The organism is Bradyrhizobium sp. (assembly GCF_047605465.1).
Classification (GTDB): domain Bacteria; phylum Pseudomonadota; class Alphaproteobacteria; order Rhizobiales; family Xanthobacteraceae; genus Bradyrhizobium.
Map to the genome: position 1 here is coordinate 55,666 of NZ_JASGFS010000010.1, position 25,433 is coordinate 81,098.

The 25,433-nt window shown below is 65.4% G+C and carries 24 protein-coding genes and 1 pseudogene; 6 read left to right on the plus strand and 19 right to left on the minus strand.

All coding sequences use genetic code 11. The features are described 5' to 3' along the window. Positions 1–92 precede the first annotated feature (92 nt). Entirely contained in the window at positions 93–1,337 is a 1,245-nt protein-coding gene (locus QM712_RS11840) for an MFS transporter (protein WP_415023277.1), read from the plus strand. 52 nt (positions 1,338–1,389) lie between these two features. Here the strand turns inward: QM712_RS11840 and QM712_RS11845 are convergent, their stop codons facing one another. Further along, positions 1,390–2,649: an adenylate/guanylate cyclase domain-containing protein gene (locus QM712_RS11845; protein ID WP_415023278.1), complete on the minus strand. Its 1,260-nt coding sequence runs from the start codon at positions 2,647–2,649 to the stop codon at positions 1,390–1,392. A gap of 175 nt (positions 2,650–2,824) precedes the next feature. Between QM712_RS11845 and QM712_RS11850 the strand changes: the two genes are divergently transcribed. Both QM712_RS11850 and QM712_RS11855 read left to right on the plus strand, forming a co-directional pair. Next, a complete protein-coding gene (locus tag QM712_RS11850; protein ID WP_415023279.1) occupies positions 2,825–3,988 on the plus strand; it encodes an MFS transporter in 1,164 nt (387 codons plus the stop codon). Positions 3,989–4,019: 31 nt separating this feature from the next. Further along, entirely contained in the window at positions 4,020–4,205 is a 186-nt protein-coding gene (locus QM712_RS11855; RefSeq protein ID WP_415023376.1) for a hypothetical protein, read from the plus strand. Here the strand turns inward: QM712_RS11855 and QM712_RS11860 are convergent. The 14 genes and pseudogenes from QM712_RS11860 to rpoZ all read right to left on the minus strand — a co-directional run bounded on the left by QM712_RS11860 (position 4,202) and on the right by rpoZ (position 18,097). Continuing rightward, positions 4,202–5,080, minus strand: a pseudogene (locus QM712_RS11860) (DMT family transporter). The gene QM712_RS11855 and the pseudogene QM712_RS11860 sit on opposite strands and share 4 nt — an antisense overlap. An 84-nt stretch (positions 5,081–5,164) precedes the next feature. Continuing rightward, positions 5,165–6,007: an N-acyl homoserine lactonase family protein gene (locus QM712_RS11865; protein ID WP_415023280.1), complete on the minus strand. Its 843-nt coding sequence runs from the start codon at positions 6,005–6,007 to the stop codon at positions 5,165–5,167. An 86-nt stretch (positions 6,008–6,093) separates the two neighbouring features. Beyond that, positions 6,094–7,056: a CDF family Co(II)/Ni(II) efflux transporter DmeF gene (gene dmeF, locus QM712_RS11870; RefSeq protein ID WP_415023281.1), complete on the minus strand. Its 963-nt coding sequence runs from the start codon at positions 7,054–7,056 to the stop codon at positions 6,094–6,096. A 137-nt stretch (positions 7,057–7,193) separates the two neighbouring features. Beyond that, positions 7,194–9,452: a DNA topoisomerase IV subunit A gene (gene parC / locus QM712_RS11875; RefSeq protein ID WP_415023282.1), complete on the minus strand. Its 2,259-nt coding sequence runs from the start codon at positions 9,450–9,452 to the stop codon at positions 7,194–7,196. Between the two features lie 60 nt (positions 9,453–9,512). Then, on the minus strand, positions 9,513–9,791 hold the full coding sequence (locus tag QM712_RS11880; protein WP_415023283.1) for a hypothetical protein: 279 nt from the start codon (positions 9,789–9,791) through the stop codon (positions 9,513–9,515). A 114-nt stretch (positions 9,792–9,905) separates the two neighbouring features. Further along, positions 9,906–10,658: a DNA repair protein RecO gene (recO, locus tag QM712_RS11885; RefSeq protein ID WP_415023284.1), complete on the minus strand. Its 753-nt coding sequence runs from the start codon at positions 10,656–10,658 to the stop codon at positions 9,906–9,908. An 88-nt stretch (positions 10,659–10,746) separates the two neighbouring features. Next, the gene (locus QM712_RS11890) at positions 10,747–11,127 is read right to left on the minus strand and encodes a hypothetical protein (RefSeq protein ID WP_415023285.1); all 381 of its coding nucleotides are present in this window, start codon (positions 11,125–11,127) and stop codon (positions 10,747–10,749) included. Positions 11,128–11,148: 21 nt separating this feature from the next. Then, positions 11,149–12,075 (minus strand): GTPase Era, encoded by a 927-nt coding sequence (gene era / locus QM712_RS11895; RefSeq protein WP_415023286.1) that lies wholly within the window; start codon positions 12,073–12,075, stop codon positions 11,149–11,151. Beyond that, positions 12,065–12,916: a ribonuclease III gene (gene rnc / locus QM712_RS11900; protein ID WP_415023287.1), complete on the minus strand. Its 852-nt coding sequence runs from the start codon at positions 12,914–12,916 to the stop codon at positions 12,065–12,067. Before rnc ends, era begins: the two co-directional genes overlap by 11 nt. Then, complete coding sequence (lepB, locus tag QM712_RS11905) at positions 12,913–13,677, minus strand: signal peptidase I (RefSeq protein WP_415023288.1); 765 nt, start codon at positions 13,675–13,677, stop codon at positions 12,913–12,915. The genes rnc and lepB overlap by 4 nt, the downstream gene beginning before the upstream one ends. A gap of 249 nt (positions 13,678–13,926) precedes the next feature. Then, entirely contained in the window at positions 13,927–14,346 is a 420-nt protein-coding gene (gene acpS / locus QM712_RS11910; RefSeq protein WP_415023289.1) for a holo-ACP synthase, read from the minus strand. Continuing rightward, positions 14,343–15,095, minus strand: coding sequence for a pyridoxine 5'-phosphate synthase (locus tag QM712_RS11915; RefSeq protein WP_415023290.1), 753 nt, complete (start codon positions 15,093–15,095; stop codon positions 14,343–14,345). Before QM712_RS11915 ends, acpS begins: the two co-directional genes overlap by 4 nt. A gap of 112 nt (positions 15,096–15,207) precedes the next feature. Then, a complete protein-coding gene (locus QM712_RS11920; protein ID WP_415023291.1) occupies positions 15,208–17,496 on the minus strand; it encodes a RelA/SpoT family protein in 2,289 nt (762 codons plus the stop codon). A gap of 208 nt (positions 17,497–17,704) precedes the next feature. Continuing rightward, positions 17,705–18,097, minus strand: coding sequence for a DNA-directed RNA polymerase subunit omega (gene rpoZ / locus QM712_RS11925; protein WP_415023292.1), 393 nt, complete (start codon positions 18,095–18,097; stop codon positions 17,705–17,707). A 328-nt stretch (positions 18,098–18,425) separates the two neighbouring features. On the opposite strand from rpoZ, the gene QM712_RS11930 reads away from it, so the two are divergent. Further along, on the plus strand, positions 18,426–19,070 hold the full coding sequence (locus tag QM712_RS11930) for an NYN domain-containing protein (RefSeq protein ID WP_194482445.1): 645 nt from the start codon (positions 18,426–18,428) through the stop codon (positions 19,068–19,070). Continuing rightward, positions 19,051–19,725, plus strand: coding sequence for a uracil-DNA glycosylase (locus QM712_RS11935; protein WP_415023293.1), 675 nt, complete (start codon positions 19,051–19,053; stop codon positions 19,723–19,725). Before QM712_RS11930 ends, QM712_RS11935 begins: the two co-directional genes overlap by 20 nt. Here QM712_RS11935 and QM712_RS11940 read toward each other — a convergent pair. The 4 genes from QM712_RS11940 to dapA form a co-directional block, all read right to left on the minus strand. Then, the gene (locus QM712_RS11940; RefSeq protein ID WP_415023294.1) at positions 19,722–20,303 is read right to left on the minus strand and encodes a peroxiredoxin; all 582 of its coding nucleotides are present in this window, start codon (positions 20,301–20,303) and stop codon (positions 19,722–19,724) included. The genes QM712_RS11935 and QM712_RS11940 overlap by 4 nt on opposite strands. A 4-nt stretch (positions 20,304–20,307) precedes the next feature. Beyond that, complete coding sequence (gene smpB, locus QM712_RS11945) at positions 20,308–20,781, minus strand: SsrA-binding protein SmpB (RefSeq protein ID WP_027530006.1); 474 nt, start codon at positions 20,779–20,781, stop codon at positions 20,308–20,310. 74 nt (positions 20,782–20,855) lie between these two features. Next, on the minus strand, positions 20,856–21,272 hold the full coding sequence (gene mscL, locus QM712_RS11950; protein ID WP_415023377.1) for a large conductance mechanosensitive channel protein MscL: 417 nt from the start codon (positions 21,270–21,272) through the stop codon (positions 20,856–20,858). 52 nt (positions 21,273–21,324) lie between these two features. Further along, positions 21,325–22,215 carry a 4-hydroxy-tetrahydrodipicolinate synthase gene (dapA, locus tag QM712_RS11955; protein WP_415023295.1) on the minus strand — a complete coding sequence of 297 codons (891 nt, stop codon included), beginning with the start codon at positions 22,213–22,215 and terminating at the stop codon, positions 21,325–21,327. A gap of 225 nt (positions 22,216–22,440) precedes the next feature. Here dapA and QM712_RS11960 point away from each other — a divergent pair, with 225 nt between their 5' ends. Next, positions 22,441–24,918: a lytic transglycosylase domain-containing protein gene (locus QM712_RS11960; protein ID WP_415023296.1), complete on the plus strand. Its 2,478-nt coding sequence runs from the start codon at positions 22,441–22,443 to the stop codon at positions 24,916–24,918. Positions 24,919–25,433 lie beyond the last annotated feature (515 nt).

The following is a 25,433-nucleotide window of genomic DNA, read 5'->3' on the forward strand; positions in this document are numbered from 1 at the left end:
CCCGTCGACGTCCCTGCGCTCTCGGGAAGCGGGTGGGTTTGGCGATCGTCGCGGCGGATATTGGCGCCAACCCGACTCCGCAGGACATGAGCATGTCAACGACGCCTCGCCTCCCCATCACGTTCAACCGCCTCGCCTGGTCCAACCTGGCGGCACAGTCGGCCGAACAGGTCGCCCTGGCCGCGGCTCCCATCGTCGCCGTGCTGACGCTCGGGGTCGCGGAAGGCCGGACCGGCCTGCTGCAGACCGCCCTCACCCTGCCCTTCGTTCTCTTCGCCATTCCTGCCGGGCTGCTTGCCGACCGCATGTCACGCCGGGTGCTGATGGCGGGAGCGGAAGCTCTGCGGGCGGCGGCCCTCGCCGCGATCGTGCTGCTGCTCTGGCTCGGCGCCCTCAACCTGCCGCTGCTGGCGCTGCTCGGCTTTGCAGCGGTGTGCGGCACTGTTGTCTACAGCGTGGCCGCGCCGGCGCTGGTGCCGTCGCTGGTGAGCCCGGAGCTGCTGCCGGCCGCCAATGCACGGATCGAGCTTGCGCGCACCGTCGCCTTCGCCAGCGGCCCTGCGCTGGGCGGCGCGCTGGTCGGCTGGCTCGGGGCCAGCCCCGCCTTCGGCTTCGCCGCCGCGCTTTCGGCCATCGCCGTGGTGCTGCTCTCCGGCATCTACGAGCCCGCCCGCGCTGCCACGCCGCGGCGTCATCCGGTCCAGGACATCCGCGAAGGCGCCGGCTTCGTATTCCATCACGCGCTGCTGCGGCCGGTGTTCATCACCCAGTTCATCTTCAACACCGGCTGGTTCCTGCAGATCGCCGTGTTCGTCCCCTACGCCGTGCGCCATCTCGGCCTGACGGCGGCCGGTGTCGGCACGGTGCTGACGATGTACGGCGTCGGCATGGTGATCGGCGCGCTGTTTGCGACACGGGTGATGAAGCGCATCGCCTTCGGCACGGTCGTCGGCCTTGGTCCGGTCACCGGCTTCGTCGCCTCCGTCGTAATGGCATTGACGGTGCTGATCCCGTCGCCCTGGCTCGCGGGCCTGAGCTTCTTCCTGCTTGGCGTCGGGCCGATCCTCTGGGTGATCTCGACCACGACCTTGCGGCAGTCGGTGACGCCGCCGCGCCTGTTGGGTCGCGTCTCCGCCATCAACATCATGAGCTACGGCGCCCGCCCGCTCGGCTCGGCGCTGGGCGCGATCGTCGGCGGTCTCTGGAGCGCGGAAGCATGCCTCTATCTCGCGGCGGCAGTGTTCGGCGTGCAGGCGCTGGTGATCTGGCTGTCGCCCGCCGTGTCGCTGGACAAGCAGCCGGGCATGGTCGGAGACGAAGCCGCGGCGAGGTGCTAGCCAAACCCGCGTCATTGCGGGCGCCGCGGCGGAACGGTTCGGACGCCCGGGCCTAATTCGCCAGATAGCGCTCGTAGCTTCCCGCCACGGGTTCGCTCGACTCCACCTCCGGATCGAGCGTGTAGAGATCCTGCGCGCGGCCGATGCCCCGTAGCGCGTAACGGCCGGTCGAGACGAGGAAGCGACGGCCGCCGGCATCGAGGCCCTTGTAGAATTCCGCCGATGCCAGCAGTTCGCGGTCGACCGAGCGGCTCATCGAGGCGATGCGGCTGACCTCGTTGACCGTCGGCCCCACCACGGTGAAATCGAGCCGGTCCTCGCTGCCGATATTGCCGTAGAAGACCTCGCCGACATGCAGGCCGATATAGGCCGACGTGGTCGGACGTCCGTCGGCCGCCCGGCGCGCGTTCAACGCCACCGCGTTCTTGCGGAACAGATGCTCGGCACGCAGCGCCGCGCGGCGGGCCGCGGCCATGTCGTCGCCCGTGAACATCGCAAGCACGCCGTCGCCGATCAGCTTGAGGACGTCGCCGCCGGCATCGTGGATCGCGTCGATCACGGTCTGCGCATAATCGTTGAGGAACGGGATGATCTCGTCGGGGCCGATGCTCTCGCTGATCCCGGTCGAGCCGCGCAGGTCCGAGTACCAGAGCACGGCGTTGATCCGCTCGGTGATGCCGCGCGAGATGCGTCCGCGCAGGACCTGCTCGGAGGCATCGCGCCCGAGATAGACGCGGCCCAGCGTCCGCACGATGTCGACCTGCTGCGCCGACTTGATCGCGAGCCCGAGCACCGGCACGAGATCGCGCAGGGCGCCCAGCTCGGCCTCGTCGAAACCTTCGTCGCGCCGGGTGGTCCAGCAGGAATAGAGGCAATCCATCAGGCCGAGCGCGCCGTTCTCGCCGAAACGATGCACGAAGGCGACATAGTGACGGTGCCCCTTCTCTGCGAGCTCGCCGATCTGCGAGAAGTCCAGCGAGGGAGCATCGGCGAGATCGATAACCATCTCGTCGTGGCCGTGCTCAAGCATGTGGAAGAACACCGAGCGGCGCCAGCTTTTGGCCGCATCGCCCTCGGCCGTCGAACCGTATTCGAAGACGTCGCTCTCGTTGCTCGGCCGGTCACTCCAGCGGAAGCCCCGTCCCTCGTAGATCGGGTGCAGCGTGTCGATGACGACCAGCCCGCGCGAGATCGCGAGTCCTTCGGCGCGGCAGCGCTCGCAGAAACCGCGGAGCAGTTCGCTCTCGGACAGGCCCGTGAGTCCCTGGCTGGTCAGCCAGTTCATCAGCTCGAGGCGCGAGGTCAGTTGCATGCGCCATTATGGCGTGCATTCGTGACGAGCGGAAGGCGGATGTCGCGCGCAGGCCGCGCACGGTCAAGGCTCGCGCCGGCAGCAGGTCGAACATGTCACGGAGGCCGTTGACGCGGTTTCCGTGCAGGCCGCAAATGCATGCGATGAAACCGCAGCAGACCGGAACCACAGGGATATGAGCCGCCGCCAGCTTCCGATCATCCTGGCGCTCGGTACCACGCAGACGCTGGCCTGGGCATCCAGCTATTATCTGCCGGCGCTGCTCGCCGACCCTATGGCGCGCGACCTCGGCGTCTCCTCCAACTGGATCTTCGGCGCGTTCTCGGCCTCGCTGGTGATCTCGGCCATGCTCGGTCCGCGGATCGGTCGGCGGATTGATCTCGTCGGCGGCCGGCAGGTGCTGTCGGCATCGAACCTGACGATCGCGGCCGGCCTCGTTCTGCTCGGCCTCTCGCAATCGGTCACCGTCATGGCGTTCGCCTGGTTCGTGCTCGGCCTCGGCATGGCGATGGGGCTCTACGATGCCGCCTTCGCCGCCCTCGGCCGCATCTACGGCACCGAGGCGCGCGGCTCGATCACCGGCATCACGCTGATGGCGGGATTTGCCTCGACGGTCGGCTGGCCGCTCACGGCCTGGGGGCTTGCCCATATCGGATGGCGCGACACCTGCTTTGCCTGGGCCGCCGCCAACATCCTGATCGGCCTGCCGCTCAATTTCTTCATGCTGCCGGCGATCGCGGGCGCCAGGCAGGCCGCGACCGCGACCGCGAGCGAGAAACCGCACGTACCGCTCGACCGCACCATGATCCTGCTCGCCTTCGTCTTCGCCGCGGTCGGGACCGTGACCGGCGCCATGGCCGTACATTTCCCGCGGATCCTGGAGGCGACCGGAGCTTCGCATGTGGAGGCGATTGCGGCCGGCGCACTCATCGGTCCGGCTCAGGTGGTTGCGCGCATTCTCGAAGCGGGTTTCCTGAGCCGCTTCCATCCGCTGTGGTCGACGCGGCTCGCCTGCCTCACGCATCCGCTGGGCGCCGCGGTCGTCGCTATCTTCGGCGCGCCTGCCGCAAGCGCGTTCGCACTGCTCCACGGCTCGGGCAACGGCATCCTGACCATCGCGCGCGGTACGCTGCCGCTGTCGATCTTCGGCCCGAAGGATTTCGGCTACCGCCTCGGCATCATCGGCGCGCCGGCGCGGATGGCGCAGGCGATGGCGCCGCTGGTCTTCGGCCTGCTCATCGATGTGATGGGAGCCAGGGTTCTGATCGTCTCGTCCGCGCTGAGCCTCGCCGCGCTCGCGGCGCTGTTCCTGATCCGGCCGGGGCCCCGACCCGATTGACCGCGCCATGGCTTTCGCGCACAAGCGCATCATGACGGAAGACACCGCAAGCCCGCTCAAGCGCGCCATCCGCTGGGCAACCACGCCGCCGCAGGCCTGGGGCGTCTATCTCGTGGCCATCATCCTGGTGTGGCTGCTGTCCTTCTACGCCGGTACGCTGAAGCCGAAGAAAACTCCGGACGCAAGCCCGCCCGCGGTGACCGCCCCGCGCAGCTAGGCCGGCTTCGCCTCACCAGTTGCGATCCAGATGCCGGCAAACACGGCGACCAGCCCAATCAGAAGATTTGGCGTGATCGGCTCGCCGACGAGCAGCGCCGCCAACAGGGCGGCGGCAATCGGATTGACCGTCATCGTATTGGCCACCCGGGTCGGCGTTGCCCGCGCCAGCGCCATAACCCAAAGGATGAACGCCAGCGCACCACCGCCAATGCCGAGATAAATCCCGGCGATCCACTGTGCCGTCGTGAAGCGATCCAGCGCCGTAAAACTGCCCTTCACCAGACCCGCCAGCACCAGCACGGCCGCGCCCGCTCCCATGCCGACGGTGAGAAAGCCGAGCGCACTCGACCGCTGCATCAGCGGACGCGACAGCACGTTGTAGAAGGCCATGCAGAACACGGCGGCCGTCATGATCAGCTCTCCGCGCCAGGCCCCTGACGGGCTTTGCGCGAGGCCCGCGGCCAGCGCCGCCGCAACGCCGAGCACGGCGACGCAAACACCGGTGATCTTGCGCGTGGTCAGAGGCTCCATGCCGAGGAGAGCCCCCACCACCAAGGTGTGAAGCGGCAGCGTCGCGAGCGCGAGACTGGCGCGGGCCGCAGTCGTGTAGGACACCGCAATGTTATAGAGGATGAAGAACAGGCCGAAGAAGCAGATGCCGAGCAGCGCCACGGCCGGCCAATCCGAACGTTGAGGCCAGCGCACACGGAGCATCAGTGCACACGGCAACAGGCAAAGAAAGCCGATGCCCCAGCGCAGGATCGCCAGCAGAACAGGATCGGCGCCGCCGACGACTTAGCGCGTGATCGCCGCCGCGGTGCCGCCAAGGCTGCTCGACACCAGCGCGATCGCGACCCCGGTCCACTGTCCCACGATGATCTCCGTCGCGGAGCTCCTCGCGGGTGCCTAACACAGCGCTGCTGCCACCCCTGGGGCAACAGGCCGACTTCCATGGGTCTAGTCGTAGAACTCCGGGGCCATCTTCTGGCTGTCGCGCTGGGCCTTGTCGTGGTTGATCCAGAGCTGCGCTTTCTCTTTCGCCAGGACGTCGGCGATCTTCTGCATCGAAGCTGCGCTCTGGTCCTTGTCGACATTCATGCTGGGCACGCGCCGGTTGTCCCAATTGTCCTTGAAGTGCACGACATCGCCGGACAGGATCACTGCGCCGGTCTTCGGCAATTTCACCAGCAGCGATTGATGTCCGGGCGTATGGCCCGGCGTCGACAGGATGGTCAGGCTGCCGTCGCCGAAGACGTCCTTGTCGCCTGCCAGCAGCTCGACGGGGTGCGAGGGCTTGAAGCGCGGCTCGTTGTTGGCGCCGGGCCAGTCATATTCGGCCTTCTGCACATAGAGCGTCGCTTGCGGGAACAGCTCGACATTGCCGCTGTGATCGGGATGCGTGTGCGAGACACCCATCGCCTTGATGTCATCCGGCTTGACGCCGAGCTGTTCGAGCTGGCCTTGCAGCGTCTTGGGACGACGCCACGCGACGGCCTTCGGATCGGACGGCGGAAGGCCGTTCGGCATGGCCGCGACGGAATCGGCGATGCCGGTGTCCCACAGGAACCACCCCTTGGCGTGCTTGATGAGGTAGCAGGTGTCGACGAAGTCCATCGTCTTGCCTTCGTTCAGGCCCGGCGTCCACCGCGAGATGTCGCCGGCGGTGCCCTCCCCGCAGTTGAGGACGTAGAGCCTTTCGACGCCGGTCTTTTCCGATTGCGCGACGGCCGCGTGACCGGACAGCGCGAGCAAAGCGGCGGCGAGAGCGAGCGCGAACTTACGAGCGATCCTTGGCATCATCCCTGGTCCCTCCTGGCAGCGCCGGGCGAGCGGCGATCCAAGTTCAACCCCGGCAGGCCTGCGGAATTCCGCTCCTGCCGGTCACGTCAATGCGGGCAGGTCTCGACCTCCACCGTGACGTGGCTGAGCCCTTTCAGGCCGGCCAGCCGGCGCTTGTAGACGGCCGGCTGTTTCGGCTGGTCGGACACCACCGAGACCAGCACGGCACAATGGCCGGGACCGACCTGCCAAAGATGCAGATCAGTCACGCGGTCGTCACCGATTTCCATGCGGGTGCGTATGGTGCGTTCGAGCTTCTCGTCGGCGCGCACGTCGAGCAACACAGCTCCCGAGCTCCGGATCAAGCCGAACGCCCAGCTCGCGATCACCGCGCTGCCGATCAGGCCCACGGCCGGATCGGCCCAGACCCAACCCGAATACATCGCAACCAGCAGCGCTCCGATCGCGAGAACCGAGGTCGCGGCATCCGCCATGACATGCACATAAGCGGCGCGGAGATTGTTGTCGTGGTGATGGTGGTGGCCGTGATCATGGTCATGGTCATGGTCATGATGCGCGTGGCCGCCACCGTGATCATGGTGATGGTGATCATGGTTGTCGCGCAGCAACCAGGCGCTGACGAGATTGACGCAAAGACCGAGTACGGCCACCGCGACCGCCTCGCCATAGGCGATCGGCGTCGGCGTGATCAGCCGCAGCACGCTCTCATAGGCGATCTCGATCGCGATCAATCCCAGGATGATTGCGCTGGAGAAAGCGGCGAGATCGCCGAACTTGCCTGTCCCGAAGGTGAAACGGGCATTGCCGAGATGCCGGCGCGCAAAACGGTAGGCGAAGGCCGCAATGCCGAGGGCCGCCGCATGCGTTCCCATGTGCCAGCCGTCGGCGAGCAGCGCCATCGAGCCGAACAACGAGCCGGCCACGATCTCGCCGACCATCATGACCAGCGTCAGGCCGACCACGAGCCAGGTGCGCCGCTCGTTCTCGTCGTGCCTGTCGCCGAGAAACGCATGGTCGTGCGTCCATTGTTCGATCGAATGGGAATGCATCGTGTCGGCTCCCGGAGTCGCAATTCGCTTTCCGCATCATACACGAGCGAATGTCGTGGATGGAATCGGCAAATCGCCCGCCGAAGGCGGGCGATTTATTCCTTGGAAGGAGACAGCGCCGATGCGGCGGGTTCACCCTATCCGATCACCCGCCCGAACTTGTTCGACTTCGGGAAGCCCTTCGGCGGCAGGCGGCCGGCATCGGCGCGGGTGCCCTGCCACTCGGCGAGCTCCTTCATGGTCGCGCTAAATTCGCGGCCGGCCGAGTCCTTCCAGGTGAGGCCGGCCTTGGCATCGAACACGGCAATGTCCGAGAGGCCGCCGTCCTTGTACTTCTGCAGCCTGACGCCGCGGCCACGCGCCATCTCCGGCACCTGGTCGAGCGGGAACACCAGCATCTTGCGGTTGTCGCCGATGATCGCGACCGTGTCGCCGAGCACCTCGGTGATCGCGCGCGCCTCGTTCGGCATGTCGACGTTGAGGATCTGCTTGCCCTTCTTGGTGGTTCCGACGCAATCGTCCTCGTTGACGACGAAGCCCTGGCCCTCGTGGCTTGCGACCAGGAACTTGCGCCCGCCCTTGTTGACGAACAGCGCAACGGGTGCGGCTTCCTGCTCGAGATCGATGAACAGGCGGATCGGCTCGCCATGACCGCGCCCGCCCGGAAGCTTGGCGACATCGAGTGAGTAGAACTTGCCGTTGGTGGCGAACAGCAGCAGTTTCGACGTCGTCTCGGCGAAGAAGGCGAAGCCGAGCTTGTCGTCCTGCTTGAAGGCCAGGCCGGAGAGATCCTCGACATGGCCCTTCATGGTGCGGATCCAGCCCTTGTCGGAGACCACGACCGTCACCGGCTCGCGCTCGACGAGGGCTTCCTCCATCGCGGCGAGATCGTGCTCGGGCGCGTCGGCAAAAGTGGTGCGGCGCTTGCCGAGCGGGGTCTTGGGTCCGAACATGTCGCGGACCTTGCCCACCTGCTCGCCGACCTTCTTCCACTGCTCGGCCTCGGAGGCCAGCAGGCCTTCGATGCCCTTCAGCTCCTTGCGCAGATCCCTGTCTTCGTTGCGGATCTCCATCTCCTCGAGCCTGCGCAGGTTGCGCAGACGCATGTTGAGGATGGCCTCCGCCTGGACCTCGGTGAGCTTGAACGCCTTGATCAGCGCCGGCTTCGGCTCGTCCTCGGTGCGGATGATCTTGATCACCTTGTCGAGGTTCAGATAGGCGACGAGGTGACCGCCAAGAACCTCCAGCCGATGTTCGATCTGGTTCTTGCGGAAGCCGGAGCGGCGGATCAGCACGTCGCGCAGATGGTCGAGCCATTCGCGCAGGCACTCCGCGAGCCCCACCACCTTGGGGATGCGGCCCTTGATCAGCACGTTGAGGTTCAGCGGAATCTTGCTCTCGAGCTCGGTCAGCCGGAACAGCGATTCCATCATCAGGGCGGGATCGACGTTCTTCGACTTGGGCTCGATGACGAGGCGAACGTCCTCGGCGGATTCGTCGCGGACTTCACCGACCAGCGGCAGCTTCTTCTGGTCCAGCAGTTCGGCGATCTTCTCGACCATCCGCGACTTCTGCACCAGCCAGGGAATCTCGGTGACGACGACGACCCAGGTGCCGCGCGCGCCTTCCTCCTGTTCCCACCGGGCGCGGACACGGAACGAGCCGCGGCCGGTCGTGTAGGCCTCGGCGATGGCCTGCTTTGAATCGACGCAGATGCCGCCGGTCGGGAAATCCGGACCCTTCACCCACTTCAGCAGCGCCTTGGATTTCGCGTCGGGTTTCTCGATCAGATGCAGCGCGGCGTCGCATAGTTCGGCGGCGTTGTGCGGCGGAATCGAGGTCGCCATGCCGACCGCGATGCCCTGCGCGCCGTTGGCGAGCAGGTTCGGGAAGCCGCCGGGCAGCACGACCGGCTCCTTCGACTGGCCGTCGTAGTTGGCGCGGAATTCGACGCCGTCCTCGTCGATGCCGTCGAGCAGAAGCCGCGCGACATCCGTCATGCGCGCTTCGGTGTAGCGGTAGGCGGCAGGATTATCGCCGTCGATATTGCCGAAATTGCCCTGGCCGTCGACCAGCGGATAGCGCGAGGAGAAATCCTGCGCGAGGCGCACCATGGCGTCGTAGATCGCCTGGTCACCATGCGGATGGAAAGAGCCCATCACGTCGCCGACGATCTTGGCGGATTTCTTGAAGGCGGTGCCGGGGTCCAGCCTGAGCAGGCGCATGCCGTACAGGATGCGCCGGTGCACGGGCTTCAGGCCGTCGCGCGCGTCCGGCAGCGCGCGGTGCATGATGGTGGAGAGCGCATACGCGAGATAGCGCTCTTCCAGCGCTTCACGCAGCGGCACCTCGTGAATTTCGGCCGGGTCTTCCGGCGGAATCAATCGTTTTCCCATGGCGCCCGGTTAAACCGTGGAAGCGAATCGGGCAAGGATCGATTGGTTCCAGGCTGGCCGCTAGTGCCCTGCCCAACCGGCGGTCACGGTCTCGGTCCGGGCTGCAGGCGGGGTCACCGGCATATTGGCCACGCAGCGCCGGGCGGCTTCGATTTCGGCCTCGGTCGCGCCGTGGGACCGCGCCCATGTCTCTGCGGCCACAGCGGAATATTTCGCCACATAGTAGCGGACGACGGTGCAGGATGCCCGCCGGAACAGGCCGGGTTGCGGTTCGCCAGCCATCGCGTCGGGTGCGAACGCCAGCAGCGCCGCCGACAGAACAAAACCCTTGATCAACATTTAGGCCGTCCCCGTTGTGGAACCTGCCCCGCCAACTCGGCTTGGCCGATTTGGTTCCGCGCGGCCGGCCACTCCAAGGCAAGGCAGAGGCGCGATCAGCTCATGATGCAGGTATCAAGGTGCCGGCAACACCGCCCTCGCCTGCTGCCGCGTCAGCGCGTTGATGAAGCCGGCCCGCGCATCGGAATGGCCCAGCCCCCGCGGCTCCAGCACGTGGCGCAGCAGGAAAAATCCGGTCAGCCCGAACCCGTCCTGGAGGTCCTGCTCGGTAAGGTCGTCATGCATCTCGCCCTGGCGCAGAAAAGGCGGCAGCCGCAGCAGCCTGTCGCGCCACGGTTCGCCCGCGCTGCGCGACACCGCACCGCCGGACTTGGGCGAGACGTAGATTAGGTCCGTGGTCTCCCCGGTCACGGCGCAATTCTCCAACGCCAGCCCGAAGCCGAGTTCGGAGAGCATCGCCAGTTCGAAATGGATGAGGTGCACGGCGGCGCCGCCGATATCGTCGAAATTGTCGAGCGAATGTTCGAGCAGCGAGAAGATGTCCTCGTGCGGATCGCGCTCCGGGAGAAGCCGGGCAATCGAGGCGAGATGGGTGACACCGTAGACGCCGTGGGAGGATTCCAGCAGCGTCGCCGCACGCAGCTTCAGACCTTCGATCGCGTAGGAGCCGAGATGCTCATCGAGCCGCGCCCGCCACACCACGCCGACGCTGTTGCCGGGTTGCAGCAGCGGCCGCATCCGCGCGCCGGCACCGCCGCGAACGAGACCAAGATGCCGGCCGTGCCCGCGCGTGAGCAGTTCGACGATAGCGCTGCTCTCGCCATGCCGCCGCACGCCCAGCACGATGCCTTCGTCGGTCCATTCCATGACGTCGAGTCTAGCGCATTCCGGCTGTCAATCGTAGGGCGGATTGGGCGAAGGATTCATCCGCCGAGCCCGCCTACGCGTGCGACGCTCACGCGTTGAACCAGCCCTGCGCATCGCCGGTGAAAGAGAAATACAGGCCGACCGCCGTCAGCGCGCAGGAGACGATTTCGATCACGCTATCGAGCTCGAGCCCCTTGTCGCCGATGGTCTGGCCGAGCGAAATCACCGACAGCACGAGCGCGGCCGCCAGCACCCAGCGCGGCCAGTTCCTGCGCCAGTGCGCGGCAAGCCGGACGAAATAGACCAGGAGCAGGATCATCACAGCGGCGAGCAAAGTTGCCGTCATGATCATCTGGTCGCTCATGTCGGCGGTGGGCGTGCGGTCCTGGACCGCGACCGACAGGGCATCCAGCATCAGCGATGCGTAAAGCAACGCTTCGAAGCGCTGGACGTTGCGGGGCACGCTCATCGGATACCGATCTTTTCTTGGCTATTCTTTGGGGAATTCCAGGCCCATCTCGCGGTAGCGATCGGGATCGTCGCCCCAGTTCTCGCGCACCTTGACGAACAGGAACAGGTGCACCGGCGCATCGAGGATCTGCATCAGCTCCTTGCGCGAGTCCGCGCCGATCGACTTGATGGTGGCCCCGCCCTTGCCGAGCACGATCTTGCGCTGGCTCTCGCGCTCGACGAAGATCGTCTGCTCGATGCGCACCGACTTGTCCTTGCGCTCCTCCCACTTTTCGGTTTCGACCGTGGATTGGTAGGGCAATTCCTGGTGCAGCTTCTGATAGATCTTCTCGCGCGTGATCTCGGCAGCGAGCTGCCGCATCGGCGCGTCCGACATCTGGTCTTCGGGATAGAGATACGGACCCGGCGGCACCATTTCGGCGAGCGTAGTGCGGATGTCGTCGACGCCGTCACCCGAGATCGCGGCGATCATGAAGGTTCTCGCGAACTTCATGCGCTCGTTGGCGGCTTGCGCCAGCGCCAGCAGCTTCTCGCGCTGGACCAGGTCGACCTTGTTGATGACCAGGATCTTCTCGTGATTGACGCTTGCGGCCTTGGTGAGGATCGCCTCGGCCTCCTCGTCGATCCCGCTCTTGGCGTCGAGCAGCACGCAGACGAGGTCGGCGTCATGCGCTCCGCTCCAGGCGGTCGAGACCATGGCCCGGTCGAGCCGACGCTTCGGCAGGAAGATGCCGGGCGTGTCGACGAGGATGATCTGCGCATTGTTCTCGATGACGATGCCGCGGATCAGCGCGCGCGTGGTCTGCACCTTGCGTGAAACGATCGTGACCTTGGCCCCGACCAGCGCATTGACCAGCGTGGACTTGCCGACATTGGGCGCGCCGATCAGCGCGACGAAGCCGCAGCGTGTCGCGGCAGGTGTCTCGCCGCTTGTTTCAGCCGTCATTGCCGCCGCCAACGCCTTCGCGTTCAATCATCACCGAAGCTGCTACCTTCTCTGCCGCGCGCTTGCTGCCGCCGACGCCTTCCGCCGGAGCCAGTCCCGGCAAATCCACCGCGACACGGAATTGTGGATCGTGATGCGGGCCGGTCCGCTCGACCTCGCGATAGACCGGCGTCGGCAACCCCTTCCCCTGCGCCCATTCCTGCAGCACGGTCTTGGGGTCGCGCAACGGGCGCCGCGGCTTGTGCATGCGCTCGGTCCAGTTGCGCCGGACGAATTCGGCCGCAGCCGCATGGCCGCCATCGAGGAAGATGGCGCCGATCACGGCCTCGCAGATGTCGCCGAGCACGGATTTGCGCAGGCGCGCGTCGGCGCCGGGGCCGACCGAGCCCAGCTTGATGTCGTCGAGCAGTCCGAGCGACTTGGCGACGTCGGCGCAACTCTCCTTGCGCACGAGTTCGGCAAGGCGCTTGGACAGCTCGCCCTCATCAGCATTCGGGAAGGCGTGATAGAGCATGTCGGAAACGACCAGCCCGAGCACGTGATCGCCGAGAAATTCCAGGCGCTGATAGCTGTCTCCGCGCTTGCGCCCGGATTTGAGCGCCGAGACATGCGTGATCGCCTGCATCAGCAGGTTCGGATCGGCAAAGCCGTGCCCGATACGCGCCTCGAGCGCGGCGTTCGCATCCGAGCCCTTGGCCTTGCTGCCCCGCACCCGCTTCTTCTTCGCAGGCGTCTTGGTGTCGGGCGTCTTGCTCTCAAGCGTCTTGGTCGCAGCTTCGCCGTCGGGGACGGCTTGCGCCTCGGCCTGTTGGATCGGAATGTCCTTGGCTTCGTCTTTCATCGGACGATTTTGAAGAAGCGATTCCAGCGGACCGCCCACGGCCAGCGCCAGAACATCCAGGCATGCTCGCCTTCAGCGATGGAGAAGAAGATCATCTGGGCGCGGCCGATCAGATTTTCCGCCGGCACGTAGCCGACCTGGCCGAGGAAGCGGCTGTCGGTCGAGTTGTCCCGATTGTCGCCCATCATGAAGAAATGGCCGGGCGGCACCGTGTAGACGTTGGTGTTGTCCATGTAGCCGTTGTCGGCGCAATCCAGCGTTTCGTAGGACACGCCGTTCGGCAGCGTTTCCTTCCAGCGCTTGACCCGCGAGATGCCACCCCCCTCGGAGCCGCAGGGATCCTCGCCGACATATTCGCTCATGCGCTGCCGCTCGACCGGCGTGTCGTTGATGTAGAGCAGCCCGTCCTTCATCTGGATGCGGTCGCCGGGAAGGCCGATCACGCGCTTGATGTAATCGGTGGTGTCGTCCTTCGGCAGGCGGAAGACGACGATGTCGCCGCGGTTCGGATCCGAGCCGAGGATGCGTCCCGAGAACAGCGGCGGCGAGAACGGGATCGAATAGTGGCTGTAGCCGTAGGAATATTTCGAGACGAACAGGTAGTCGCCGACCAGCAGCGTCGCCTTCATCGACCCGGACGGGATGTTGAATGGCTGGAACAGGAAGGTGCGGATCACCAGCGCGATCAGGAGGGCATGGATGACGACCCTGATCGTTTCGCCGACGCCGCTTTCGGTTTTTGTTCCTGAAGTCACGCTCATTGCTCTCTCAATTCCGGCCGGCGATCACAGAGCGCCCTCCTCCCGCGAACAGCCCATCGCTTCGCGGCGCAAGGAGATTGTCCTGATTCTGATAATGAGGGCCAATTCCGGCGTAAAGCCGAATTCGCCCAGCCTGATTTGCGTTCGCGGACTTTTAGACGGTTGTCGGGGCCCACGCAATCAAGGATCGCATCAAAACAACGCAAGCCATTGATTTTTATTGCAAATCGTAAAACGATCGCAAGCTGGTCAGGACTTTGCCGACGGGACCGCCGAAATGACGACGAAGGCCTGCGCCAACGGCCAGTCGTCGGTGATCGAGACGTCGATCCGGGCCTCGAAGCCTTCCGGCGTCAGGGCCTGGAGCCGCTTCAGGGCCCCCCCGGTCAGCTGCATGGTCGGCCGGCCACCCGGCAGGTTGACCACGCCCATGTCGCGCCACCAGACTCCCTGCCGGATACCGGTGCCGAGCGCCTTGGAGCAGGCCTCCTTGGCGGCGAACCGCTTGGCGTAGGTCGCCACCACCATCTTCTCGTTCTTGGCCCGGCGCTCCGCCTTGGCCCGTTCGGCCGCGGTGAAGATGCGATCGAGGAAGCGCTCGCCGTGGCGCTCGATCACCTTGCCGACGCGCGTGATGTCGATCAGGTCCGAACCGATGCCGATGATCATGCCCGGCTCCGGCCACGGTCCATCGCCGCGCGCATGCTGCGGACCGTCTCCGCCAGCCCCACGAACAGCGCCTCGCCGATCATGTAGTAGCCGATGTTGAGCTCCATGATCTCCGGCAGGGCCGCGATCCTTTCCGCCGTCGCGTAGTCGAGCCCGTGTCCGGCGTGAACCTCCAGTCCTGCGGCTTTCGCAAGCTTCACCCCCGCCACGATCCGCTGCCATTCGGCCTCAGCCTTCTCCGTGTGGCCGTCGACCACGGCATCGCACCATGCTCCGGTATGAATCTCGATCACGGGCGCGCGCAGCCGCGCCGCCATCTCGATCTGCGCAGGATCGGCCGCGATGAACAGCGAGACGCGGATGCCGGCATCGTTCAGGCGCGCGATATAGGGCGCCAGCGCATTGTGCTGGCCGACGACGTCGAGGCCGCCTTCGGTCGTCACCTCCTGCCGCCGCTCGGGTACCAGGCACACAGCATGCGGCTTGGTCGCCAGAGAGATGCGCATCATGTCGTCGGTCGCCGCCATCTCGAAATTGAGCGGCTTGGAGATTTCGGCCTTCAGCCGCGCCATGTCGTCGTCGCGGATGTGCCGGCGATCCTCGCGCAGATGCGCGGTGATGCCGTCAGCTCCCGCCTCGATCGCCAGCAGGGCAGCCCGCACCGGATCGGGATTGCGGCCGCCGCGCGCGTTACGCAGGGTCGCGACATGGTCGACATTGACACCGAGGCGAAGCGGGGAAGCGGGCATTGGCTTGGCTCACGAAAACGAGGTTTCTCAACTCGTCACGCGCGGGCTCGACCCGCGCATCCATCTTTCTTGAAGAGATGGGTTGCCGGGTCAAGCCCGGCAACGGCGTGCTTCATCCATTAACACGTTCGACGCGGGCGACGACCGCCTTCGCACGCAACTGGGCTATGATCGCGCTCAGGTGCTTCAGGTCGTAGACCTCGAGATCGATCGTCGTCTCCGTGAAGTCCGGCGAGCGGCGCTGCATGCTGATGTTGTCGATGTTGCCGTCGTGCTCGGCGATCACGGTCGCGATCTGCGCCAGCGCTCCCGGCTCGTTGACGTTCTCCACCTTGATGCGGGCGGGGAAGCGCTGCGGCGCGGAGTCCTCGATGTCCCAGCGCACGTCGAGCCAGCGCTCCGGCTCTTCCTCGAAATCCTTCAGGGCCGGCGACTGGATCGGATAGATGGTGATCCCCTCGCCAGGCGTTACGATGCCGACGATGCGATCGCCGGGCACGGCGCCGCCGTTCGGCGCGAACTTCACCGGAAGGTCCGAATTGATGCCGCGGATCGGGATCGCAACGGGGCTGCGCGGCGGCTCCGACGACGCCTTGTCCTTGAGCTTGGCGGCAAGCCCCTTCTTGACGCCGTAGCGCGCGACACGCTCCTCCTTGTAGTCGGGATACATCGCGCGCGCGACATGGGAGGCCTTGATCTCGCCGCGGCCGACCGCCGCCATTACGTCCTCGATCGAGGTGCGTGCGAGCCGCGGCAGCGCGCCCTTGAGCTTGTCGTCGGCGTAGTCGATCTTGGCGCGCTCGAACAGGCGCTCCACGATGCGCCGGCCGAGGCCGACATATTGATCGCGAACGGCGGTGCGCGTGGCGCGCCGGATTGCGGCGCGCGCCTTGCCCGTGACGGCCAGCGTTTCCCAGGCGGACGGCGGCGCCGATTGCGCTTCGGAGGTCAGCACCTCGACCTCGTCGCCGTTCTGCAGCTCCGATGACAGCGGCGCGAACTTGCCGTTGATCTTGCAACCCACCGCGCTGTTGCCGACGTCGGTATGCACGGCATAGGCGAAGTCGATCACATTGGCATGACGCGGCAGCGCGATCAGCTTGCCCTTCGGGGTGAAGCAGAACACCTGGTCGTGGAACAGCTCGAGCTTGGTGTGCTCGAGGAATTCCTCGGGATTGGCGCTCTCGGACAGGATGCCGATGGTGTGGCGCAGCCAGGCAAAGGCGTTCGACTCGCGCTTGAGGAATTCGGTCGGCGAACCGACGCCCTCCTTGTAGAAGACGTGCGCGGCGATGCCTCGCTCGGCGATCTGGTCCATAGCCTCGGTGCGGATCTGCAACTCGACGCGCTGGTTGCCAGGGCCGATCACCGTGGTGTGGATCGAGCGATAGTCGTTCTGCTTGGGCGTCGAGATGTAGTCCTTGAACCGCCCCGGCACGACCGGCCAGGTGGTGTGGACGATACCGAGCGCGCGATAGCAGGACTCGACGTCGTTCACGACGACGCGGAAGCCGAAGATGTCCGACAATTGCTCGAAGCCGACGGATTTGCGCTCCATCTTGGTCCAGATCGAGAACGGCTTCTTGCGGCGGCCATAGACGCGCGCGCCAAGGCCCCTGTGGCGCAGATTGTTGGAGAGCTGGGCCTCGATTTCGCCGATCAGATTGCGATTGCGCTCGGCGAGCGCATCGAGCCGCTGCATCACCACCGAATAGGCTTCGGGATCCAGGGTGCGGAAGGACAGGTCTTCCAGCTCCTCGCGCATTTCCTGCATACCCATGCGGCCCGCGAGCGGCGCATAGATGTCCAGCGTCTCCTCGGCGATGCGCCGGCGCGATTCCGTGGGCACGAATTCCAGCGTGCGCATGTTGTGAAGGCGGTCGGCGAGCTTCACCAGGAGGACGCGGACATCGTCGGCAATGGCCAGCAACAATTTCCGCAGGTTCTCGGCCTGCTTGGCTTCCCGCGAAACGAGCTCCAGCCGCTTCAGCTTGGTCAGGCCCTCGACCAGCGCGCCGATCTCGGGTCCGAAGATCTGGTCGATCTCGGCACGAGTCGCCTCGGTGTCCTCGATCGTGTCGTGAAGCAGCGCGGCCACGATCGTCGCGTCGTCCAGCTTCAAATCGGTGAGGATAGCCGCCACTTCGAGCGGATGCGAGAAATACGGATCGCCGGAGGCGCGAGTCTGCGAACCGTGCGCCTTCATGGCGTAGACATAGGCCCGGTTCAGAAGATCTTCGTTGGTGTTGGGATTGTAGGACCTGACGCGCTCCACGAGGTCATATTGACGCATCATGCGCGCGCGAGGCTTCGCCGGTCGCGCCACCGGCGCAGTCGGGGCCACGGCAACCGATTCGGTTGCGGCCAGCATCTGCGTTGGTCTGCGGCGCCGATACACCATTCCGTCCTGCCTTCAAACGGACCATGAAACGGCCCGTTGTATACATCCTAACCTCGATCGCGCCCGCGTCCGATCAATTCGGAGACAGCTGCGCGATCTCAACCGACAACGCCATGGTAACCACGAAAAGGTCAACAAAAGCAAAGGCCCGAACGCGGGTTCGGGCCTTTGATAAGATCACAAGAATTCGAAGCTTGCGACAGGACGATTACTCGTCCTCCTCGGGCTGCTCTTCCGGCGGCGCGAGGCCTTCGAGGCCCTTCAGAAGCTCCTCTTCGGTCATCCGCTCGACGGCGACTTCCGTGTCGTCGGCATCGACGCTCGCACCTGCGGAACCGATCAACGGCATCGTATCGGGCTCCGGCTCGTCCACCTCGACGAACTTCTGGAGCGAGTGAACGAGCTCTTCGCGAAGATCTTCCGGCGAAATGGTCTGGTCGGCGATTTCGCGCAAGGATACAACAGGGTTCTTGTCGTTATCGCGGTCAACCGTTAGTTGTGAACCGGATGAAATCATGCGGGCGCGGTGGGCGGCCAGCAGGACTAAGTCAAACCGGTTGTCGACCTTGTCGATACAATCTTCTACGGTGACGCGAGCCATGGACTGTCGCTCCGTTGTAGGTGGGACGAAATATGTGGATGATGCGGGCTAGTTATAGGGGCCGGGGCGGTTTCGCAAGGCCAATTTGTGATTTGGCCTCGCCAAACGGCTCTGCTACCCCCACATTACGGCTGGGATGGGTGGTTTCCCGGGTTGCTATCGGGGGCGGCGCCGGGTCTATGGAAGACCGCCATAACTATACCTTGATTGCCCCGACTTCTCCGGATTTGCGGTTTCGACGGGTTTCGGCAGCACTTTGAACTGCGCGGCTTGCTGCCGTCGCGCCAACAATAAACGATTAATCACGAACACTACGCGAGCAAACTGAATGTCACCTTCTCCTACCAACAAGATCGCGCTCTTCATCGATGGGGCCAATCTCTACGCGACAGCGAAAACTCTGGGCTTCGACATCGACTACAAGCGCCTGTTGAAGGAATTTCAGAGCCGCGGGACGCTACTGCGGGCGTTCTACTACACCGCGATCATCGAGGATCAGGAATACTCCTCGATCCGCCCGCTGATCGACTGGCTCGACTACAACGGCTACACCGTCGTCACCAAGGCGACGAAGGAGTTCATCGACGCCTCCGGCCGCCGCAAGGTCAAGGGCAACATGGACATCGAGCTTGCCGTGGATGCCATGGAGCTCGCCGAGCACGTCGACCAGATGGTGCTGTTCTCGGGTGACGGCGATTTTCGCTCTCTGGTGGAAGCCGTGCAGCGCCGTGGCGTACGGGTCACGGTGATTTCGACGATCGCCAGCCAGCCGCCGATGATCGCCGACGAACTGCGCCGTCAGGCCGACGTCTTCACCGACCTCGTCGAGCTGCAATCCAAGCTCGGCCGCGACCCGTCCGAACGCCCCGCTCCGCGCGATCGCGGCGAGCGCGAGGCGCGCCACCACGCCCCGCAATTCCTCCAGCGCGCGACCACGATGGCGCCGAGGGGCGATGACGACTTCGAGGAGTGAGGCGGCCCGGTCGAGCCGCCAGCCCCCCACCCTCGTCCCCGATCTTGATTGTCCACTCTGCCCGCGCCTCGTCTCGTTTCGCGAGGCGAACCGCGCGCGCGAGCCGTCCTGGCACAACGCGCCGGTGCCGCCGTTCGGCGACATCAAGGCGCGCCTGCTGATCGTCGGCCTGGCGCCGGGGATGCAGGGCGCCAATCGCACCGGCCGACCGTTCACCGGCGACTATGCCGGCGACCTGCTTTACGCGACGCTGATCGAATACGGCTTCGCCAAGGGCAAGTACCAGGCGAGGCCCGACGACGGCCTCAAGCTGGTGGATTGCCGCATTGCGAACGCGGTGCACTGCGTGCCACCGCAGAACAAGCCGCTGCCGGTCGAGATCAACACCTGCCGCCAGTTTCTCGCGGCCAATCTCGCCACCATGCCGAACCTGCGGGCGATCGTCGCGCTCGGGCGGATTGCGCATGACACCGTCCTCAAGCCGCTGAACCTGAAGGGCTCGCAAGCTCCCTTCGGTCACGGTGCGGTGCATCAGGCCGGCGCGTTCCGGCTCTACGACAGCTACCACTGCTCCCGCTACAACACGAATACGGGCGTGCTGACGACGGACATGTTTCGCAAGGTGTTCGCGAAGGTGAAGGCCGACCTCGACTAGCCGCCGGCGGGATGGGCCTTCAGCCAATACAGGACATCGCCGGCGTTCCGGTCGGGCGGAAACACCGGATAGAACACGTGGGTGATCCGCGCGTCGTCGATGATCAGGGCAATTCGCTTGATCAGCGTGAGCCCCGCCACATCCATCGTCGGCAGGTTGAGCGCGCGTGTCAGCGCCAGCTTCTCGTCGGAGAGGACCGGAAACGGCAGGTGCAGACGCGAGGCCATCTCGGTCTGATACGCATTGCTCTGGGTCGACAGACCGAACACCTGGGCGGCCCCGGCGGCCTTCAACTCGGCGAACAGGTCGCGAAACGCGCATGTCTGCGGCGTGCAACCGCGCGCACCGGGAATCATGTCCCAGTCGTCGACGAGCCCGATCTTGCCGGGCTCGCCGGTCCGGGGATAGCCGAACACCACGGTGCGCCCGGGCAGTCCCGACAGGGTGACCGACGTATCGTCGGTCGCGAGCAGGCTGATCGCGGGCAACTTCATGCCCGTCAGATGCGCGGCAGCGCCATCGTCCGCGGGAGCGGGAATCTGACTCCAGTCGACCTCGAGCAGATTCTTCTGGGACATGGCGCTATCCTCTGGCCCGCATCAGCCGGCCTTTCTCCCGGCTCCAATCGCGCTTCTTCTCGGTTTCGCGCTTGTCGTGCAGCTTCTTTCCCTTCGCAACCGCGAGCTGCAATTTGGCCCGGCCGCGCTCGTTGAAATAGAGCTTGAGCGGGATCAGTGTCATTCCCTCGCGATCAACAGCTCCCATCAGCTTGTTGATCTGCCGGCGATGGAGCAGCAGTTTTCGCGGCCGCTTCGGCTCGTGATTGAAACGGTTGCCCTGGAGATATTCGGGAATCGTGGCGTTGATCAGCCAGATCTCGCCATCCTTCGAGTCGGCGTAGGATTCCGCGATCGTGCTCTTGCCGTTGCGGATCGACTTGACCTCGGTTCCCGTCAGCGCGATGCCCGCCTCGATCGTATCCTCGATGGCGTAGTTGAAGCGAGCCTTGCGGTTCTCGGCCATGACCTTGATAGGACGTTCGTTCTTATCGGCCATCTCAGTCAATACCTGGCAGGCAAACCTGCTCGAGAAGCGCGTGAAACGCTAACAGTTCGGATGAAGCGCGCGCGTCAAGACTTCTTGAGGAGATCGCGGATCTCGGTCAGCAGTTCGACTTCGGCCGACGGCTTCGGCGGAGCAGCGGGTGCCGCCTCCTCCTTGCGCTTCAGCGTGTTCATGGCGCGGATCACCAGGAACAGCACGAAGGCGACGATGATGAAGTTGATCGTGAGCGTGAGGAAGCTGCCCCAAGCAAGTACGGCGCCTTGCTTTTTCGCATCGGCTAAGTTGGTGGCGGTGACCGCCTTCGACAAGGGGGTGAAGTAGTTCGAGAAGTCGAGGCCGCCTGTGACGGCGCCGATGACCGGCATGATCACGTCGCCGACGAGAGAATTGACGATGGCGCCGAAGGCCGCACCGATGATGACGCCGACCGCGAGGTCGACGACGTTGCCCTTCATGGCGAACTCGCGGAACTCCTTGAGCATCCGCGTACCCTTCTCCTCGACGCCCATGAACAGCTCCCGATTGGCTAGGATATCAGTTGATCAGGCCAGCGTGCACCATCGCGCTGCGAACCGCAACGCGAGTCGGCTCCGAGACCGGCACCATCGGCAGCCGCAGCGTCTCGTCCAGCTTGCCGAGCAGCGACATCGCGTACTTGATCGGCGCCGGATTGCTCTCGATGAAGAGATTGTTGTGCAGCGGCATCAGCTTGTCGTGGATCGCGAGCGCCGCCTTGGTGTCGCCCTTCTGCCAGGCCGCATGGAACTCGGAGCACAGGCGCGGCGCGACGTTCGACGTCACCGAGATGCAGCCGTGGCCGCCATGCGCCATGTAGCCGATGATGGTGGCGTCCTCGCCGGAGAGCTGGTTGAAGTCCTCGCCCATCGCGGCGCGCTGCTGCGAGACCCGCACCATGCTCGCGGTGGCATCCTTGACGCCGGCGATGTTCTTGAGCTCCCACAGGCGGTTCATGGTGTCGACCGACATGTCGATCACCGAGCGCGGCGGGATGTTGTAGATGATGATCGGAATCCCGATCGCATCGTTGATCGCCTTGAAGTGCTGATAGAGCCCTTCCTGCGTCGGCTTGTTGTAGTAGGGCGTGACCACCAGCACGGCGTTCGCGCCGGCCTTCTCGGCGTGCTTTGCGAGCTCGATCGCCTCCGTGGTCGAATTGGAGCCGGCGCCGGCGACGACGGGCACGCGGCCCTTGGCCTCGCCGATGCACCACTCGACGACCTTCTTGTGCTCGTCATGGCTGAGCGTCGGGCTTTCGCCGGTGGTGCCGACCGGCACGAGCCCGTTGGTGCCTTCCGAAATCTGCCAGTTGACCAGCGAGCGGAACGCCGCCTCGTCGAGCGAGCCATTCTTGAACGGCGTAACCAAGGCGGTGAACGACCCCCGGAATTTCGTCTTGGCTACCATGGACTTCCTCCGTACGCGGCAAGCTTGAAGCAAGCTCCCTTCATATCGGGTCTGATCCGCCGGTAAAAGGGCTGCTTCCGTGTGACGCACCGTTTAGGCCGCGATTTTGCCGCGGTGATGATGCAAACCGGCCAAAGGTAAGCGGCTGTTGGTATTTTGTCCGCATATTCCATCAAATGCAGCTAGGTCCAGAGCCACTTGACTGATTCGGGGCGACGAAACGCCGTGACCTCTCCCGCCCACGCCGCATGGCGATCCGTTGGTCTTGTCGTGAGCCTGCTGGCCGGGCTGTCGGTCGGCTGTGCCGCCTTCGCCAAGTCGGATGACGCGACTGATGCAGGGACCGGCGCCCCTGCGAAACAAGCTGCCAAGGGAACCGCCAAGGAAGCACCGAAGGCACCTGCCAAGGGATCGGCCAAAGGCGCCGGCAAGGAACTGGACAAGGGCGCGAGCAAGGACTCGGCAAAGGGCACGAGCAAGGGTGCGGCTCCCGCGCCGGCCAAGGACGCCGCCGCGAAGAAGCCCGCCAAGGACGCCGGCAAGAACACGAGCAAGACGACCGGCAAGGACGCCGCGAAGGACAAGCCGAAGCCTGCGTCCGCGGCCTCCGCACCGACATCGCGGCCTGCCGCCGCAGGTTCTGCGGCACCCAAGACCGCTGCCCCGACCGCGACAGCGACCGTGAGGCCGAGCGCTGCGGCCGCCAGACCGGCACCAGCTCCCGTGCTGGCTCCGGCCACCCGCCAGCACGCCGCGCCGCGCAAGCCGGTCACACCCGCTGCAGTCGCAGCAACCTCGTCGACCTCCCAGGGCGACAAGGACACGCTGGAGAACGTCATCGAATTCGTGCGCAAGCGCAGGCAGAGCGATGCCAGCGATGCCGCGGCGACGATCTCGGATCCCGTTGCTCGAAAGCTCGCGGAATGGGTCATCCTGCGCAGCGAGGACAATGGCGCGACCGTCGAGCGTTACCGCGCCTTCCTCTCCGCAAATCCCAGCTGGCCCTCGCAGACCTTCCTGCGCCGCCGCCTCGAGGCCGCGATGTGGGACGACCGGCGCGACGACTCGGTCGCATGGTCGTGGTTCGAGAACGAGTCCCCGATCTCCGCCAAGGGCCGCTTCTCGCTCGCCAGGGCAATGCTCGCGCGCGGTGATCGCGCCAACGCCGAACGGTTGGTGCGCGAAGCCTGGCGCAGCGACCCGATGTCCGAGGACACCGAGAACAATGCGCTCGACCAGTTCGGCGCCCTGCTGACGCCCGGCGACCAGAAGGCGCGGATGGACACCCTGCTCTACGGCAGCGAGACCGAGGCGGCGCTGCGTGCCGCCAAGCGCCTCGGCGCCGGCTATGTCGCCCTTGCGAGGGCCCGCATCGCCTCCAACAAGAAGGCGCCGAACACGCGCGCGCTGCTGGAAGCGGTGCCGCGCGAATTGCACAACGATCCCGGATTCGTCTTCAGCAAGATCCAGCTGCTGCGCCGCGAGGAGAAGTTCGCGGAAGCCGCCCAGCTCATGCTGTCGGCACCGAAGGATCCGAACCGGCTCTACAATCTCGACGAATGGTGGATCGAGCGCCGCCTGCTGGCACGCAAGATGATCGACACGGAGGAATTCCGCAGCGCCTATCTGATCGCGCGCGATGCGGCCCTCCCCTCCCGCGACATCTACAAGACCGAGCAGGAATTCACCGCGGGGTGGATCGCACTGCGCTTCCTCGACGATCCCGCGACCGCCGCGCAGCATTTCGCCCGTATCGGCGTCGGCAGCGTCAATCCGACCGCGCTGGCGCGGGCCGGCTATTGGCAGGGCCGCGCCGCGGAAGCCATGGGCCGCCAGCAGGAGGCACGCAATGCCTATGCGCGCGCGGCCGAGCAGTCGACCAGCTATTACGGCCAGCTCGCACGGGCCAAGCTCGGCCTGCCGCAGATCGAGCTCAACAGCCAGCCGCGCGGGCGCGGCGCCGAACGACTGGAGATCGTGCGCGCGGCGCAACTCTTGTACGAACTCGACGAGCGCGAGATCGCGGTGCCGATGCTCGCCGACATGGGCGAGAACGGCGATCCCGAGGCGCTGACGGGCCTCGGCGAGCTCGCCCAGCGCTACAGCGACGCCCGCGGCATGCTGCTGGTCGGCAAGGCCGCGCTCAACCGCGGGCTGCCGTTCGATTTCTACGCCTATCCGGTCAACGGCATTCCGCAGTTCACACCGATCGGCCCCGAGGTCGAGCGCAGCATCGTCTATGCCATCGCGCGGCAGGAAAGCGCATTCAATCCCTCCGTGGTCTCGCCGGCGCAGGCCTATGGCCTGATGCAGGTGACGCCGGACGCGGCGCGCTACGTCTGCAAGCGGCACGGCGCGACCTATGACCTGGCGCGGCTGAAGAACGATTCGGTCTACAACGCCACGCTCGGCTCGGCCGAGCTGGGCGGACTGCTCGAGGATTATCGCGGCTCCTACATCATGACCTTCGCCGCCTACAATGCGGGCCGCGGCAGCGTGAAGAAATGGATCGACCGCTACGGCGATCCGCGCAACCCGAAGGTCGATGCCGTCGATTGGGTCGAACTGATCCCGTTCTCGGAAACGCGCAATTACGTGCAGCGGATCATGGAGAATCTGCAGGTCTATCGCGCCCGCTTCGGCGGCGGCACGCGGTTGCAGATCGAGGCCGACCTGCGCCGCGGCACCGGCAGCGTGGAATAGCGGCGCCGGCACGGCTTAGATCGCGCACAGGGTCAGCGGCCGGACGCAACGTCCGAGACATAGGCTTGGCTCACCTTGCCTGGACTTGCCTTGAGTCGCCTTGGCCGGCGAGAAGCATCTACCGCTCGCGCGGGGACCTCAGGCCTCGTCCCCCGGCGCCCCCAAGCTGCCCGCCCTTGCGGGCCACCGTCATCCGGCACGGATCACATCCATCGATCGGATGCCGCGGAGGCAGTCCGGCAGATCGTGCGTGGGGCCGCGCCCCGTCAGCGGAAGCACGCGGTGGATTCGCGGCCGGGGATAGAGCCGTAGATGCGCCCTCGCCAGGGATGCAGGCAAGATGAGAGCGATCGGAGAACCAGAGGCCCCGCCCCCTCGCGCGTCCGACGCCCTGGGTCGCGAATGAAAGCCGCCAGCCGAACGGGCAAGATCGGGGTCGGCACGATGGGGGAAAGACAACGCGGGCCGAACAAGACCGGCAAAAAGAAAAGCCCCGGCGGTTTCCCGCCGGGGCT